This window comes from Pseudoalteromonas atlantica (genome assembly GCF_043641955.1).
Lineage (GTDB): Bacteria > Pseudomonadota > Gammaproteobacteria > Enterobacterales > Alteromonadaceae > Pseudoalteromonas > Pseudoalteromonas atlantica_A.
The window spans coordinates 40,218-55,246 of record NZ_JBHZRV010000005.1; the positions used below are offsets into that span (position 1 = coordinate 40,218).

9 protein-coding genes and 1 pseudogene are annotated in these 15,029 nt (G+C 41.3%); 4 read left to right on the top strand and 6 right to left on the bottom strand.

The annotated features are described in order from the left end of the window. Positions 1-12: 12 nt before the first annotated feature. Together ACHUE3_RS11535 and ACHUE3_RS11540 are read right to left on the bottom strand one after the other, a co-directional pair. Entirely contained in the window at positions 13-2,412 is a 2,400-nt protein-coding gene (locus ACHUE3_RS11535) for a TonB-dependent receptor (RefSeq protein ID WP_394192569.1), read from the bottom strand. 234 nt (positions 2,413-2,646) lie between these two features. Continuing rightward, entirely contained in the window at positions 2,647-2,997 is a 351-nt protein-coding gene (locus tag ACHUE3_RS11540) for a DUF5522 domain-containing protein (protein WP_394192570.1), read from the bottom strand. Between the two features lie 50 nt (positions 2,998-3,047). Here ACHUE3_RS11540 and ACHUE3_RS11545 point away from each other — a divergent pair, with 50 nt between their 5' ends. After that, the gene (locus ACHUE3_RS11545) at positions 3,048-3,374 is read left to right on the top strand and encodes a hypothetical protein (protein WP_394192571.1); all 327 of its coding nucleotides are present in this window, start codon (positions 3,048-3,050) and stop codon (positions 3,372-3,374) included. A gap of 97 nt (positions 3,375-3,471) precedes the next feature. Here ACHUE3_RS11545 and ACHUE3_RS11550 read toward each other — a convergent pair whose 3' ends face one another. After that, complete coding sequence (locus tag ACHUE3_RS11550; RefSeq protein WP_394192572.1) at positions 3,472-4,440, bottom strand: class 1 fructose-bisphosphatase; 969 nt, start codon at positions 4,438-4,440, stop codon at positions 3,472-3,474. 162 nt (positions 4,441-4,602) lie between these two features. Between ACHUE3_RS11550 and ACHUE3_RS11555 the strand changes: the two genes are divergently transcribed. Together ACHUE3_RS11555 and ACHUE3_RS11560 are read left to right on the top strand one after the other, a co-directional pair. Then, positions 4,603-7,032 (top strand): zinc-dependent metalloprotease, encoded by a 2,430-nt coding sequence (locus ACHUE3_RS11555; protein ID WP_394192573.1) that lies wholly within the window; start codon positions 4,603-4,605, stop codon positions 7,030-7,032. A gap of 134 nt (positions 7,033-7,166) precedes the next feature. Then, positions 7,167-7,940, top strand: coding sequence for a YggN family protein (locus ACHUE3_RS11560; RefSeq protein WP_394192574.1), 774 nt, complete (start codon positions 7,167-7,169; stop codon positions 7,938-7,940). A gap of 58 nt (positions 7,941-7,998) precedes the next feature. On the opposite strand, the gene ACHUE3_RS11565 is transcribed toward ACHUE3_RS11560, so the two are convergent. Further along, positions 7,999-9,627, bottom strand: a complete 1,629-nt coding sequence (locus tag ACHUE3_RS11565; protein ID WP_394192575.1) for a methyl-accepting chemotaxis protein — start codon at positions 9,625-9,627, stop codon at positions 7,999-8,001. A gap of 127 nt (positions 9,628-9,754) precedes the next feature. Then, positions 9,755-10,453, bottom strand: a complete 699-nt coding sequence (rsuA, locus tag ACHUE3_RS11570; RefSeq protein WP_394192576.1) for a 16S rRNA pseudouridine(516) synthase RsuA — start codon at positions 10,451-10,453, stop codon at positions 9,755-9,757. A gap of 58 nt (positions 10,454-10,511) precedes the next feature. On the opposite strand from rsuA, the pseudogene zapE reads away from it, so the two are divergent. Beyond that, a pseudogene (gene zapE / locus ACHUE3_RS11575) lies at positions 10,512-11,630 on the top strand (cell division protein ZapE). A gap of 85 nt (positions 11,631-11,715) precedes the next feature. On the opposite strand, the gene ACHUE3_RS11580 reads toward zapE, so the two are convergent. Then, a complete protein-coding gene (locus ACHUE3_RS11580) occupies positions 11,716-14,736 on the bottom strand; it encodes a TonB-dependent receptor plug domain-containing protein (protein WP_394192577.1) in 3,021 nt (1,006 codons plus the stop codon). Positions 14,737-15,029: the final 293 nt, after the last annotated feature.

The following is a 15,029-nucleotide window of genomic DNA, read 5'->3' on the forward strand; positions in this document are numbered from 1 at the left end:
TTTACTCGTTGTTTATAATTCAAAGTTATAAGTAAACTTCATACCTATCGTGCGCGGTGTTGTTGTGTAATGAGCGTACACACGTTGCAACTCAGGTAAAGCCTTGTTGTCACCAGTTTGGGACATACCCGCCCATGATTTATCACGGCGCACAGAGGTAAACGCGTATTTGTCGAATAAGTTATCAACATAAATAGTTGCCGACCACATGTCACCAGTTAATCTTGCTGACAAGTTACTAAGCGAGTAACCAGGTAATGTTTCAGCGTCATCTCTAAGACCAACTTTAGTAATCACATCACTTTGTGCTGTCATACCATAGTTAACACTTAAAAGTTTGTCGTTCATTACATCTTGCTCATAGCGTAGGCCAAATGAGAATTGATGTTCAGGAGCGCCTGGTAATCGGTCGCTATTTACTGCGCCATTATTAATGCCAAAGAGATCAGGTGCATCTTCTGTTAGTTCTGCTTTAGCGTAAGCGTAAGTAGCATAAGCAGTCCAGTTATCAGCAAATATAGCGCGAGACGAAATTTCCACCCCTTTTGAGTTGGCTGAGCCAGCATTTGCAGTGATCAGTTCTTGCCCATTGACAGTAGAACTACCCACTTGCGCATCTTTCCAATCGACATTAAATAATGCCGCATTAAAATGCAGGCTGTTTTTAAACCAACTAGATTTAAAGCCAAGCTCATAGTTAACTGTGGTATCAGGCTCATAATATTCTTCATTTGGTAGTGCACATACGATTTGTTGCTCTGGCAGCACATCTGGGCAGGGGGCTATACCGTTACCGCCACCAATTCTAAAACCTTCACTAACTGTAAAGTAGGCCAACATGCCAGATTCAAATTTATAATTAGCATTAAACTTAAATAAATTGCCGCTATCATTGGCGCTGACATTTTCCATTTCAAGTTGATCAAGTGATGAAAAATCTCCAGAATATAGCGGTGTAGCTGAACCAGAGTTAGTTGAGATGTCATATTCGTATAAACGTGCGCCAAGCGTCACATCAAACTGATCAGTTAGGCTGTAACCTACTTCACCAAAAATGGCTTGTTCTGTGATTTCAGAATCACTGATTATGATATACTCAAGGTCTTCTTGTACGTTAGGGATTCCGCCGCCCCAAAACTCAGTTAAACCCGGTGTGTATTCGCGGTCGTCTGAGAAATTCTCTTGTTTATTGTAATAACCACCTACAATCCAATTTAGGGCGTTATCTGAATTTGATACTAAGCGCAGTTCTTGAGTAAAGTTATCACGATCAGCTGTATCCAGTGTTTGACCGACAAAAGCAGGAAAATCAGCGTAACCAGTCCAGATATCATAAAGTAAGTCAGTTTGGTCTCGTTGCCCTGACTGCTCATAGCTTGACCAACCAGAGGCAGATACCAACTCTGCAAAGCCTAAATCAGCCTTTATTTCAAGGCTCAAAAGATCATTTTCTTGTTCACCAGGCTCAAGTACGCGAGCTGCGTTTTCATAACGGCCAATAGTTCCCTTTAAGGCACTACTATCAGCTAGTGTATTGTATTGTGTTGTTGAGTTGCCACCGTGTTCTTGCTTTTGATAAAAGTAATTTAGTGTAGCATCAACATTTTCATTTGCTTGCCAGCGAACAGATAAGCGTCCAGTGGTAATTTTCTCATCGTTTGCATCATTCACACGACGTAAGTTGTTATCAATATCATTTTGATCTGTAAAATCAGGATTTGGATTAGATACACCTGGTTCTTGAACTGCGTACTTGTAATCGATATAACCTGGTTTATTGTAATAATTAAGGCTAGCACGAACCGCTAATACATCGTCAATTAATGGTGTATTAAAGACTGCACCAAATTCACCACCGGTATCATCACTTTCATTGATTGAAAATATATCACCAGAAACACTGCCCTCGGTAATATCGAGTTGAGGTTGCTTAAGTAAGTAGCGAATCGCGCCACCTAGAGTACCAGCACCGTATAGGGTACCTTGTGGGCCAATAAGTACTTCCATACGATCAATGTCGGTTAAGCGTAAACTTATATTTAACGGAATTTCACCAACATAGGTTGCCACAGTTCCGCCGTCTGAGCCTCGATCTGAAGAGTTAGTATTTAAACCTCGAACAATAATCGGCGAACCTTCTCGGCCACCTTGATCAGAAATAGTTAAACCAGGTACCCAGCGAGCAACGTCTTCAAGGTTACCAATGTTTTGATCAGAAATAACATCACCATCTAAGGCGGTAATATTAAGCGGCGCATCTTGAATAGAACCAGAGCGCCTGGTTGCTGTTACTTCTATAGTTTCGATTTCTTTATTAGCAGTTACCTGCTGCTCAGCTGCAACAGCATGATGAGCAGTAAAAAATTGAGCGGCTATTGCACAAGCGATAATACTCGGCTTGAACTGTTTCATTTAGTATCCTGTTTTGTTTATCTGGTTGTTGTTACTAAATAGAAAAGCATGTTAAAAAAACATAAACAAGATGGTTGAAATTGGTACAGGAATTTATATTCAATTATATAAGTATATTATTCAGCTAAATGCATTTTTAAGTTGTTTTTCTTTATTTTTTTTGAATAAAAATATTTTCAAATATTTTTCTTGTAAATTTTATGTTTGAAAGAAAGGGGTGGGCTACGTATTAACTTATGAAAAAGGGCAATTCTTACAATTGTTTTTACAGCACTTTCCACGCTTTAAAAAAAACCAACGACTGAATACCATATAGCCGTTTTGCATTTCGTAATCAAGATTTTCGATCAGATTTGAACTGCTCTTAAAGCGTTTAGCAAAAGTCAGTTGTTCTTTTAAAGGTTGCTCATACAAGGTAGCTAAAAATTGATTAATTTTAGCCAATGTACATTCTTTGCATAAACAGCTGGTGGTTGAGTCATCAAGCGGTAAAATAGCGGGTAATTGATTACACCAACATGCATTGATATTTTCGACATTACAAGTCAGTGCTGCATGGCATTGTGAACAGGCTAATTGAGTCATTGGTTATACTTTTCGTTTTTATTGGTAACTAGAGTAACAGATAAACAACTATGAATAGAGCACAAGCGCTGGCTGAATTTGTCACCTTTGGTCAAAATAAGGATCAAGCAATTGGTATTATTATTTCAGCCAATGAGACTGAGCCGAACCCGTGTTATGTATTAACGCTCGAATGCGTACTTGATGTACTTAAACGTTGCCTTGTTGGCGAAATCGATTTAGATGATCTTGAGCTTTGGGCTAATGTTATAGAATCAAGAACTGACATCGATTACAGCGCTGTTGAAGGTGTTATTTACGCTTTGAGTAATAGTGAACAAATGGGCGAATTAGATAAAGATAAAGTGGCGAAGTTGGTTGAGTTATTGAAAATTTAGCCGTCAGCCGTCATTTTAACGATCTGATGATCTGGTCTCGGTAAAATAAATGCCATGCTTGATTTAACAAGCATGGCCTTTATTTTTAAGCTGAGAGCTACTTATGGTAGTTTAAGCAGGTTTCTACTTCGTTTTTAGAACCCAAAATAACAGCTACGCGCTGGTGGATAGCGTCAGGTTGAATATCCATAATACGTTCAGTACCTGTCGATGCGATACCGCCAGCTTGCTCAATTAACATGGCCATAGGGTTTGCTTCATAAAGTAAGCGTAGTTTGTTTGGTTTGTTTGGATCTTTAGTGTCGGTTGGGTAGGTAAAAATACCACCACGGCATAATACGCGGTGCACGTCACCAACCATGGCTGCAATCCAACGCATGTTGAAATTACGCGCTCGTGGTCCTGTTTCACCAGCCATCAAATCATTGATGTAGTTTTGCATTGCAGGCTGCCAGTGGCGTTGATTTGATGCATTGATAGCGTATTCGCTTGTCTCTTCAGGTACTTTAGCGAAGTCTTCAGTTAATAAGAATGTACCATGTGTTTTATCAAGCGTGAAAAAGCGCGTACCTTTACCCGTTGTTAGTGCAAGTACAGTTGACGGGCCATAAAGTACATATCCCGCTGCAACTTGGTTTTTACCCGGTTGCATAAAAATGCGTTCATCCGCGGCGTCTGAGCCTTCAGGTGCTCGCATAATTGAGAAAATAGTGCCGACTAATGAGTTGATATCAGTATTTGATGAGCCATCCAATGGGTCAAATGCCACAATGTAGCTTGCATCTGGGTTGCCTGCTACGGTGTAATCTTCTTCTTCAGAAGCAATGGCTTTAACGTAGCCTGATTCCAGTAAAATATCTTTTAGTAACTGGTTGGTTAACACATCAAGTTTCTTTTGTGTTTCACCTTGAATATTTTCATCCAGTGTTGAACCAAGCACGCCCGATAATGCACCTTGACCTACACGGAACGAAATTTCTTTGCACGCAGCTAAAATCGTTCTTATTAACGAGATTAAATCTCTCGGGCAACCGTCTTCAAGTAATACTGGGGGTAGTCTACGCATTCTATTTTCCTGATAACGTTAAAGGCCATGATAATCATAGGGTGAGAGGGATCATCAAAGCTAGCGCTGAATTTCGTCTTAAATAACTGTATTTTAAAGCTGATATCCTATACTAGAACCACCTTCAAGCTTATTTAAAACGCGAATAACAAAGATAAGATTATGCAAAAAATACCATTGATACGTTACATACTCTTTACTGTGCTGCTGACTATGATAACCCAAGCGCACGCAGCAATTAAGTCTATAAATGATTTTACTGCACAAATGAATCATTTTCCTGGCTATTTTTCATTCTTTTACGATACCGAAAATGGCAAAGTCTATTTAAAAGTCGATAAACTTGAGCAGCAATTTTTACTACAACAAAGCTTACCTTATGGTGTTGGTTCGAATGATATTGGCCTCGACCGTGGTCAGTTAGGTAATACACACTTAGTAAAGTTTGAGCGCTTTGGCGATAAAGTGATGCTCAGAGCAATCAACACGTATTACCGTGCTAATACTACAAACAAGGCTGAGCAAAAAAGTATTCAAGAGGCATTTGCATCAAGTATTTTAGCGGGTTTTAAAGTAGTGGCACAAAGCCCGCAAGCTGTTTTAATTGATTATACCCCGTACTTACTGAGCGATGTTCACGGTGTTAGCCGCACCCTCGCGGCTCGCAAACAAGGTAACTTTAGTTTAGATGAAAGCCGCAGTGCAGTTTATATGCCGCGTTCTAAAGCCTTTATGAAAAACACTGAGCTTGAAGCGGTACTTACCTTTAAAGGGAGCAAGCCGGGTAAGTATATCCGCCAAGTCAGCGCAGACCCTTATGCGTTGACAGTACATATGCACCACTCATTAATTGAGCTACCTGATGATGGTTACACACCTCGCACTTTTCATCCACAATCAGGTTACTGGAGCATTGAGCATAAAGATTACGCAGCGCCGTTGAGTGATTCAATGTTAGTGCGTTATATTCCACGCCACCGCCTAGCTAAAAAAGACCCTTCATTACCAATTAGTGAACCGGTTAAGCCTATTACGTATTATTTAGACCCAGGCGTACCAGAGCCAGTTAAAACTGCTTTACTCGAAGGTGGACAATGGTGGAATGATGCCTTTGCTGCGGCAGGTTATAAAAATGCCTTTATCATAAAAGTATTACCAGACAGCGCAGACCCAATGGATATCCGTTACAACGTTATTCAATGGGTGCATCGTGCAACGCGAGGATGGTCGTATGGCAGTTCAGTGATTGACCCTCGTACAGGTGAGATTTTAAAAGGTCATGTTACATTAGGTTCGTTACGTGTACGCCAAGATATTTTAATTGCAGAAGCACTTGCAGCGCCATATATAAATGGTAATGAAGTGACTAAAGCCTTGCAGGCGATGGCGCTTGACCGGATACGTCAGTTGAGTGCCCATGAAATTGGCCATACTCTAGGTATTGCCCATAACTTCTCAGCGTCGGTGGCAGATAGATCTTCGGTTATGGACTACCCACACCCGTTATTAAGCTTTAACGATAAAGGTGAGCTTGATGTTAGTCGTGGTTATGCACATGGTATGGGGCAGTGGGATACACAAGTCATTAAATATGGCTACAGTGATTTTACCGGCTTTGATGAAAGCGCGGAGCTTGCAGCTATTTTGGCGCAAAATAAAGCCAAAGGGTTGGAGTTTATCTCTGATAGCGACGCCCGTCCTAAAGGCGGCGCTCACCCTACAGCTCATCTTTGGGATAATGGTGCATCACCGAGTGAAGAGTTAACACGTGTACTCGAGGTGCGCAAATACGCATTGGCTAATTTTGGTATCAAGAATATAAAAACAGGAACGGCTTTATCTCAACTTGAAGAAATGCTGGTGCCTTTGTATTTATTTCACCGTTACCAAGTAGAGTCAGTTGTTAAATTGATTGCCGGTGTTGATTATGACTACGAAGTACGCGGTGATGAGGCCGTAAAAGGCGCTCAAGTGGTGAGTAAATCATTACAACAACAAGCGCTCACGGCCATGTTAAGTACATTAACAGCCGAAAATTTAATGCTACCTGAGCATATATTGGCACTGATACCACCCAAAGCATACGGTGAGTCAAAAAACCGTGAAAGCATTGTCGGTCGTACAGGCTTAACACTCGATGCGATGGCACTGCCTGAGGTGGCTGCAAATCACAGTTTATCGTTAATGCTAAATAGTCAGCGCTTAAACCGTCTTGCTCAGCAACAAGCCCGTAATAGTAACTTTTTCACATTTGATGAAATGCTTGCGCAAATATATCAGCAGATATTTGAAAGCGCGCAGCAAACAGGCATGGCAGCTAAGATAAATCAGCGGGTGCAGTTGTTAACTGCAAAGCAGTTTGCAGATCTTGCTGTTAGCCATGATGTAGATCCTGAGGTACAGGCTCAGTTGCGTTATTATTTAGTTAAGTTAAGTGATGACTATCAGCAGCGTTCACTACTTGGCAGTGTGAGTATAGGTGAAAGTGCATTTAAGCAGTATTTATCTGAGCAAATAAAGCAATTTTTGGCATCAGGAGAATGGCCTTCAAACTTTAAAGTTTTACCAATCCCACCAGGTTCACCCATTTAAACGTAAGCGCGGGTTTATCCCGCGCATTTGAAGCATCCCTGCGCGATGTCAAATCGCGCCTACCATTTCACTTGCATAAAAATGGTTTTTTGTTAACCTACTGGCCTCCCATTTTTAGTCTTTTTGAGGTGTTTATGGCGTTTTTATCTCGCTCGATATTGGCGTTATCTGTAGCACTTTCAAGTTCCTTTGCCTTTGCCCAAGCCCAATGTGAGGTTGAACTCAGTCATGGTCTTATAATTACTGATGATGTAATTCGAATTGTGGATAAAGGTCAAACTCGGGTACAAATAAATAATAACAACCAGTTATTTATTAGAGGCTATTGGGTTGATTTAAGCGCTGAAGAAAGCCAAGTTCTTGCCCAATTTAGTAAAGGAATTAGAGATACTGTTCCAGAGCTTGTTGAGCTTGCTACTGATGGTGTGAACCTAGGTTTGAGCGCGATTGAGCAAGTCGTTGAAGGTATGTCAGACAAAGAACCCGAAGTGCTTAAAACCCAGCTACAATACGTTGAGCGCGCGTTGATGGATAAATTTAAGCGTGGTGACGACTTCTTTTTTATTGCACCACAGTCGTTGTCTAAAATCGATGATTTCTTTACCGAAGAGATCAGTAAAAAAATTCATTCAGCAGTGCATGGGTCGTTAGGAGCGATTTTAGTTTCACTCGGAGATGCATTTAAATCGCGTGAAGGAAATATCGAAGACCGCATCAATGACATGGGTCAGCGGATGGACATCATTTCTAAAGAAATCGATAAATCATTACAAAAGAAAGCACACCAATTAGAAGAAAAAGCATCAGAGTATTGTGAGTGTTTAAATTCGTTAGATATAACAGAATCGCGCTTACAAATGATTGTACCTGGTCTTGCTGATTTTGATTTAGTGCAGATAAAGTCGTAATTGATGGCGTAATAAAAAAGCCCGCAAACAAGTACGGGCTTTTCAGGGAAGTTGGTGATTAAGATTTAAATTTGCCGGTTTGCGCCTCTAAATCATTTGTTAAACCTTTAATTAAATCAGTGGCTGCATGAGCTTGATGAGATACATTTGCCGTTTGTGAAGCCGTGTCTGAAATTGTCACAATCCGTTTCGCTGTGTCCTCACCCGCATCGAGTTGTTCTTTCGCTGCAATAGCAATCTGGTGACTCATTTGCGCGATTGCACTGAGTGAAGAGGCTACACGTTGTAATTCTTCACTGGCGTCTTTCGATTTAGCAACGGTTTGCTCACTGGTAGTAATGCTTAAGTTCACAGATGTTTTAGCATCTTGAGTGGCTGATTGTAACTTGCCAATCATGGTATGGATTTCTTCTGTACTTGATTGAGTGCGCTGGGCGAGTTGGCGCACTTCATCAGCAACAACGGCAAAACCACGGCCTTGTTCGCCGGCACGCGCAGCTTCAATTGCTGCGTTCAAGGCGAGTAGATTTGTTTGTTCAGCAATACCTTGAATCACACTTAGCACATTGGCAATATTATTTACTTCATCATCAAGGACTTGAATGTTATTACCAGCGCTGTCAATTTGCTGCTCTAATAACGCAATGGTGTTTGCAGCTTCAGTAGTTAAATGGCTGGCGCTTTGGCCTTGATTTTCGGCTTCTTGAACGGAATGTGCAGCTTGTTCTGCATGCTCTACAACGGTCTGAGCAGAAGCGGTAAGTTCTGTAATAGCTGAAGCGACCATATGGGTTTCTTCGTTCAAGCTTCGCGTTAATTTATCAAGTTCTATCGAGCGGGATTCATTATCAACACTTTGGTTTTTAAGACTGTCAGTGACATCTTTAATACCACCGACTACGCCCCGCAAACCCTGCTGCATGTATCGCATTGCTGCAATAATACTCTCGGCTGGTGCATCGCTGCGAATGTGAGAGTCTAAATTACCTCTTGATACTTGTTTAACTATATCAATAACTTGATTTACTTCACCACCGAGTGCGTTACTTAAAGATATACCAAAGCGAGCAATCGCAATCGTTAGTGCAATAGCAATAATTAATGACAGCCCAAGCAGCCAACTTGCTGTATCCCAATAACGTGCGTTGACTTCTTTGGCGCTAATGCCAGTGCCAACGTACCAGCCAAAGTAAGGCGTTTTTTGCACTACCGAGGTTAAATCGACTGTTTCACCATCGCGCACTGAATCCCAGTGATATGTAATAATTTTATTGGTTTGGTTGCCAACTAATGACTCCACCATACGGCCAATGCTATTGCCGTTGGCATCTTGAAAATCATTGAAGCTGGTGCCATGCAGTTGGGGGTCATGCGGCGTGGCAATAAAATCGAGCTTGTCGTTCACAACATAAACGTATTCAGAATCGTGGTATTTATTTTCACGTAACATCTGTGTTGCAAATTCACGGGCTTGTTGTTCAGAGAGCTGCTGCGTTTTAGCGAGTAACTCGAATTGTTCAACAATGTTTGTGGTACTTTTCATGAGTTGGTTGATGCGCGCAATGTTATCGCTTTCACTCGCGTGGCGCAGTGACTGTAAGCCGAGTAACGCAATTGCATTGAGTGCTATAAACATAGCTCCTGCAAACAGGATAATTTTCGTTCTTAATGCTAAACCCGACAGCATGGTAAGCCCCTTATTATTTTTTATGACCTTAATTTTCTACCACGTTTATCGGCCAGTTGTTAGTTATAATTAACAATAACATAGATTTTGGACGTGATATTTGCTCAAGTTTCCAAAAAAGGTAAGTTTAAAGCGCGATTTCAGCAGCCGTTAGTTGACGGTACTCACCACTTTCAAGTGTGCTATCAAGCTCAATATTTGCAATTTTTTCTCTATGTAATTCAACAACTTTATTATCTACAGCAGCAAGCATACGTTTAACTTGGTGATATTTACCTTCGCTTATTGAAAGGCGCAAACTGTAGCTGGCTATTAACTCTGCAATGGCAGGGCGAGTCAGTTCTTTCTCGTTATGTAATTGTACCCCGTGACGTAACTGTTCAAGCGCTTCTTCGCTAAGTGGCTCTTGGGTTTCGACGAGGTAAGTTTTAAACTTATTGTGCTTGGGCGAAGTAATTTTATGCGACCAATCGCCATCGTTGGTGATGAGTACTAAGCCTGTAGTATCAATGTCTAATCGCCCAGCAACATGAAAATCATTCATATTAGGCTCATCCAATAAATCAAAAACGGTGGGGTGTAGTTCATCAACATTCGCACATACATAACCTACAGGCTTATTAAGCATGAAATAGCGTTTACCAAGATAAGTGAGGGGCTCACCATTAAGCATAACCTGATCAGCTTGCGCAACGGGGTGATCAAAGGCGGTAACAATCAGATCATTGATCATTACGTTTTTTTGTTTGATTTGCGCTTTTGCTTTACTACGAGGAATTTGTGCTAGGTGGCTAATAAATTTATCTAAACGGCAAGGAAATTTCATTGGGTTCCCATTTTCTGTCGGCTACAATGGCGGCGAGTATAGCCGATAGTAAGCCACCATGACAGTGCCACAGATACAAATATTAGCCGCCTACAATCAGCAATTAGAGGCTGGTAAATTACAACAGGATAAGGCGCAGTTACAGGCCGTTAATGCATTACAACAACTTGCAGAAACGCTGAGCTGTAAGTCTGCGTGGTGGCAAACTAAACCACAGCTTAAAGGGGTTTATTTACACGGCCCTGTAGGACGGGGAAAATCAATGCTGATGGATTTATTTTATCAGCAACTCCCTACTGAAAAAAAACAGCGACTGCACTTTCACCGCTTTATGGCACAAATACATAGTCAGTTGAATAGCCTGCAAGGAAGTAAAAATCCGCTTACGATTATTGCTAAACGTTGGGCTAAAAGCATCCGCGTATTATGTTTTGATGAGTTTTTTGTCAGTGATATTGGCGATGCGATGATTATGTCGGGGTTGTTCGATGCATTGTTTTCTCAAGGGGTCGTGTTGGTTGCTACATCAAACTGTCACCCATAGCAGCTCTATTTTAATGGGTTACAACGCGCTCGGTTTTTACCGTGTATTGCGCTATTGGAGCATCATTGTAATGTGATTGATGTGGCGGGGGAGTGCGATCATCGGTTTCGCTTTGGTCGCCAATTAAATCATTTTATTTGCCCTCATGATCTACAAAAAAGTATTGATGAATTTAAAAAGTACAACGCAGATAATGCCACTACACAAAATCAGACCCTAACTATTCTAGGGCGGCCTATTCCTTATTTTATGCGCAGTAAAACAGCTATTATGTTCGACTTCATGGCGCTGTGTTCAGGTACGCGTAGCACTTATGATTACATTGAATTAGCGAACAGTTACTCGCGGGTATATGTAGTAAACATTCCTGTAATGGGGCAAGGGATGACATCAAAACGAATTGTGCATGGTATTGAGGATAGCTATCAGCGGGAACATCAAGCACACAAGGACCATTATTTAGATGACGAAGCGCGACGGTTCATTGCGCTTGTTGATGAGTGTTACGACCGTGGCACATTATTAGTACTCAGCGCTCAAGCGCCGATTGATAAACTTTATGAAGGACAAAAGCTGGCATTTGAGTTTGCCAGAACAACTTCACGCTTAGTTGAAATGCAATATTGGCAATAGAAAAAAGGCACGTTCTAATGAAGCGCGCCTTTGCTAACAACCTAGTAGGGATATGGTTAACGGGCATTAACCATAGGTTATGCTTTTAAAAGCTGTATTGAGCACCTAAGTAAACATAGCGCCCTTTACCACCGCCATAACCAGAGTAATAGTTACCTCGGCCATACGGGTAGAAAGCTCCTTTGTCGTTAAATACATTTTTTATGCCACCAAAGATGCGTAAATCACCTTGCTCTTGCAAGCTCATGCTATAAGACGCTGATATATTATGTTTCATAAACGACCCATAGTTTTGGTACTTCAATGGCTCAGGATTAGCGATACAGCTTTCTTCTTGGGCTGCACAACGTTCGTCATTCGCTGCCATATACTCTTGCCAATCTTCTTCTAGGCTTTGACTTGCTTTAAATGAACCAAGGAAGTTAGTGCTCCAACGCACGCGTATATCATCATTGCGCCATGTTAAAGAAAGCGTTGCTTTATCTTTGCTGCTACCGTAGCCCCCATAATGGCTTGTGATATAGCTGCCATCATCACTTTGATAAGTCTGTGAGTTTTCAATTACGTGGTTGTAATCAGCTTTGAATGCAAATGATCCCACGCCATCAACATCAAATTTATATTGAGCAACCACATCATAGCCGCGCGCAGTGAGTTCATCTAAGTTGTATTGGCGTTGTAAGATTTTAGTGATGTTACCTTCATCATTACGCGTTACGTCATTACAAAAAACATTATCATCACCCCAAGAGACATCCGAGTCATAACATTCGCGAAGAATGTTTTCGTTACTTATGGTTGAAATGGCATCAACAATCGCTATGTCATAGTAATCCACAGCGAGCCTAAAGTTATCGATAAACTCAGGCGCCAAGGTTATACCAAACGTATAGGTATCAGCTGTTTCTTCTTTTAATTCTTTGTTACCAGCACCTGGAGAGTAAGAGTTGTTTTCATCTTCAAATACGAAGTTAGCATCCTCTGCAAGTAAAGCTTTAAATGCAGGCTCCTGTCGGCAGCTGTCGTGCCCTGGTTTTGTTGATGTGGCGGTTAGGCCATCACAAATGTCAGAGTAGCTATCGTAATCACCCCGTTCAGGTGACATAAGCTCTGTAATAGTTGGAGCACGTTGTGCGCGCGCATAGTTAGCTCTAAATGCGTAACCACTGATAGGCTCCCAAAACACACCCAGTTTATAACTGGCAACAGTGCCTACATTTTCCATGCTGTAATTGGCTAAACGCAGCGAGGTTTCAGCACTTAAGTTTTTAGCTAGCGGTGCATCCTTTAATAATGGCACGGCGAGCTCTGCAAATGCTTCATAAACGTCAACTTCGCCATAAAAGTTCGGCACGTAGTTAAACGTGATGCCACCGGATTTCATATCGTCGCTGGTTTTTAAGTCTTGTGAATCTTTACGGTATTCACCACCAAATACCGCCGAAACAGCTCCTGCTGGCAGTTCAAATAAATCACCAGAGATATAACCTACCACGCCGTATTGTTCTATTTCGGTATCTATAATTGGTGTCGTTCGAATCCAATCAGCCATCGCTGGTGTAATTGAACCTTCACCAAATAAATTAATTGGTACACAGCCTGCGGCACGGGCATCAGCGTCTTTACATTGAATGGTACCATCAGCAAGTTGTTCTGCTTGTAGTGCTTGGTTTAGTTTTACTGTATTTAGTTCGTTGTTACGCTCTTGGTGCTGTGTAAAACGACCATAGCTTGCTGAGATATCCCAATCCCACTCGTTATTGAATACAGTACCTTGAAGGCCTGCCCAACTACGGATGGTCTTTCTGCTGTTGTCGGTATTAATGTTACCCACTTCACCAAAGCGGCGATCCCAATAAATACGATCTTTATAAGGGTTCGCATCTAAAATCTCTTGCGGAACATAGGGGTTATCAAGTGGGATGTATCCCGGTCTAACATCACCAGCAGGTGCGCCAGTTACTGGATCAAAACGCGGAACGTAAGCACTTTCATATTCATCTTCAGGTGACTTATCATTAAATGAGCCGCTGTCACTGTACTGAATTTGGCCATATAACATGATGTCGTCGGTTAAATCAAAATCAACTTTAATGGCTGTAGAAAAGTTATCACTCGGTACATCAAGCTTAACGTATTGGTTTGAATTAATACCGTAAGTTTCTTCGTTGCCTTTCCAGTCATCACGAAGCGTTTGGCCGTCATACCAAAATTGGGTGTCGTTGCGGCTGTTCTCTAAAAATACTCCCCCTAAAGTACCATCGCTTTTGCTTACCCAGTCAGCTTGGGTGATGTCACGCATACATTGAAGGCCAGATGCTGTTCGCATCTGATTACACATCTGCTCATCATCGTATGAATATGAATCTTCTATTTGGGCGCGTTTTCGGTCATAAAAGCTCATACCAAAATCACGATCCCAGTTTACACTGAGGTAGGCATAGCCTCTGTCATCTGCAAATGAATCACCATAATTCAAATCTAGGGTGAATTCTTTACCGCCACCATCTGTGGTTTCACCTGTACGTGCCTTAAAATCGAATCCTTCTTTTTTAGATTGGGTAATGATATTTACTACACCTGCAACGGCATCTGCACCATAGGTTGCTGATGCGCCACCACTGATCACTTCAACACGTTCAACCATACCACTGGGGATGGTGTTTAAACTAACATAGTTCCCGCTGTAGCTATTTGAGACAACGCGTCGGCCATCGATCAATGTTAATGTGCGGTTTGCACCTAAGTCACGTAGTTGGATAGTTGATAAACCCGTCACTGATACACTTGATTGGCTGGTTGTATTACCAATGCTCTCTGTTAGTGCAGGCATATTTTCAACCAAAATATCAGCTAGGTTTGTGAGACCTGTGTCTTCAATTGCGTCTCTGTCCATTGTGACAAGTGGTGTTGCAATTGAAAAACTGTCTCTTTTTAGACGAGAACCGGTTACAACGATTTTTTCTGGCGCCTCAGGGGCTGCTTCATTGATTTGTTTGCTTGTTGATGTTCTTTCAATTTCTGCGGTATTTGCAATGGTATGGCTTGAAAAGCTTGCTGCTATGGCAAGTGCCAAAACACATTTTCTTGTTGATAGGTTGCTCACAGATTTCCCTTACATTTTTTGATTTTTATAAAAGCCACTGCGTTAATTTGTTGAAGGGCAGTTCAAAGCATTTTATTAACACAGTAGCTGGTGGGCTTTATTCGTTAAATGTTTTATGAAATCGTGAATCAAAGCACAATGAGAGGTGTCTCGTTTATATCCCTATTTTACATCTATTTAATATCTATTCCTTTAAAAACAATGTATTGTATTTATTGTTGCTTAAATTTTGTTTAGAGGTTATTTACTTTAATCCTAAATTTTTGCATTTTATTTCAATTAAAGGTTACCCT

Excerpts from the sequence above, each read along its gene's own strand:
- ACHUE3_RS11550 (WP_394192572.1), bottom strand. The coding sequence starts at position 4,440 with ATGCGTAGACTACCCCCAGTATTACTTGAAGACGGTTGCCCGAGAGAT.
- ACHUE3_RS11540 (WP_394192570.1), bottom strand. The coding sequence starts at position 2,997 with ATGACTCAATTAGCCTGTTCACAATGCCATGCAGCACTGACTTGTAAT.
- ACHUE3_RS11560 (WP_394192574.1), top strand. The coding sequence starts at position 7,167 with ATGGCGTTTTTATCTCGCTCGATATTGGCGTTATCTGTAGCACTTTCA.
- ACHUE3_RS11565 (WP_394192575.1), bottom strand. The coding sequence starts at position 9,627 with ATGCTGTCGGGTTTAGCATTAAGAACGAAAATTATCCTGTTTGCAGGA.
- rsuA (WP_394192576.1), bottom strand. The coding sequence starts at position 10,453 with ATGAAATTTCCTTGCCGTTTAGATAAATTTATTAGCCACCTAGCACAA.
- ACHUE3_RS11555 (WP_394192573.1), top strand. The coding sequence starts at position 4,603 with ATGCAAAAAATACCATTGATACGTTACATACTCTTTACTGTGCTGCTG.
- ACHUE3_RS11545 (WP_394192571.1), top strand. The coding sequence starts at position 3,048 with ATGAATAGAGCACAAGCGCTGGCTGAATTTGTCACCTTTGGTCAAAAT.
- ACHUE3_RS11535 (WP_394192569.1), bottom strand. The coding sequence starts at position 2,412 with ATGAAACAGTTCAAGCCGAGTATTATCGCTTGTGCAATAGCCGCTCAA.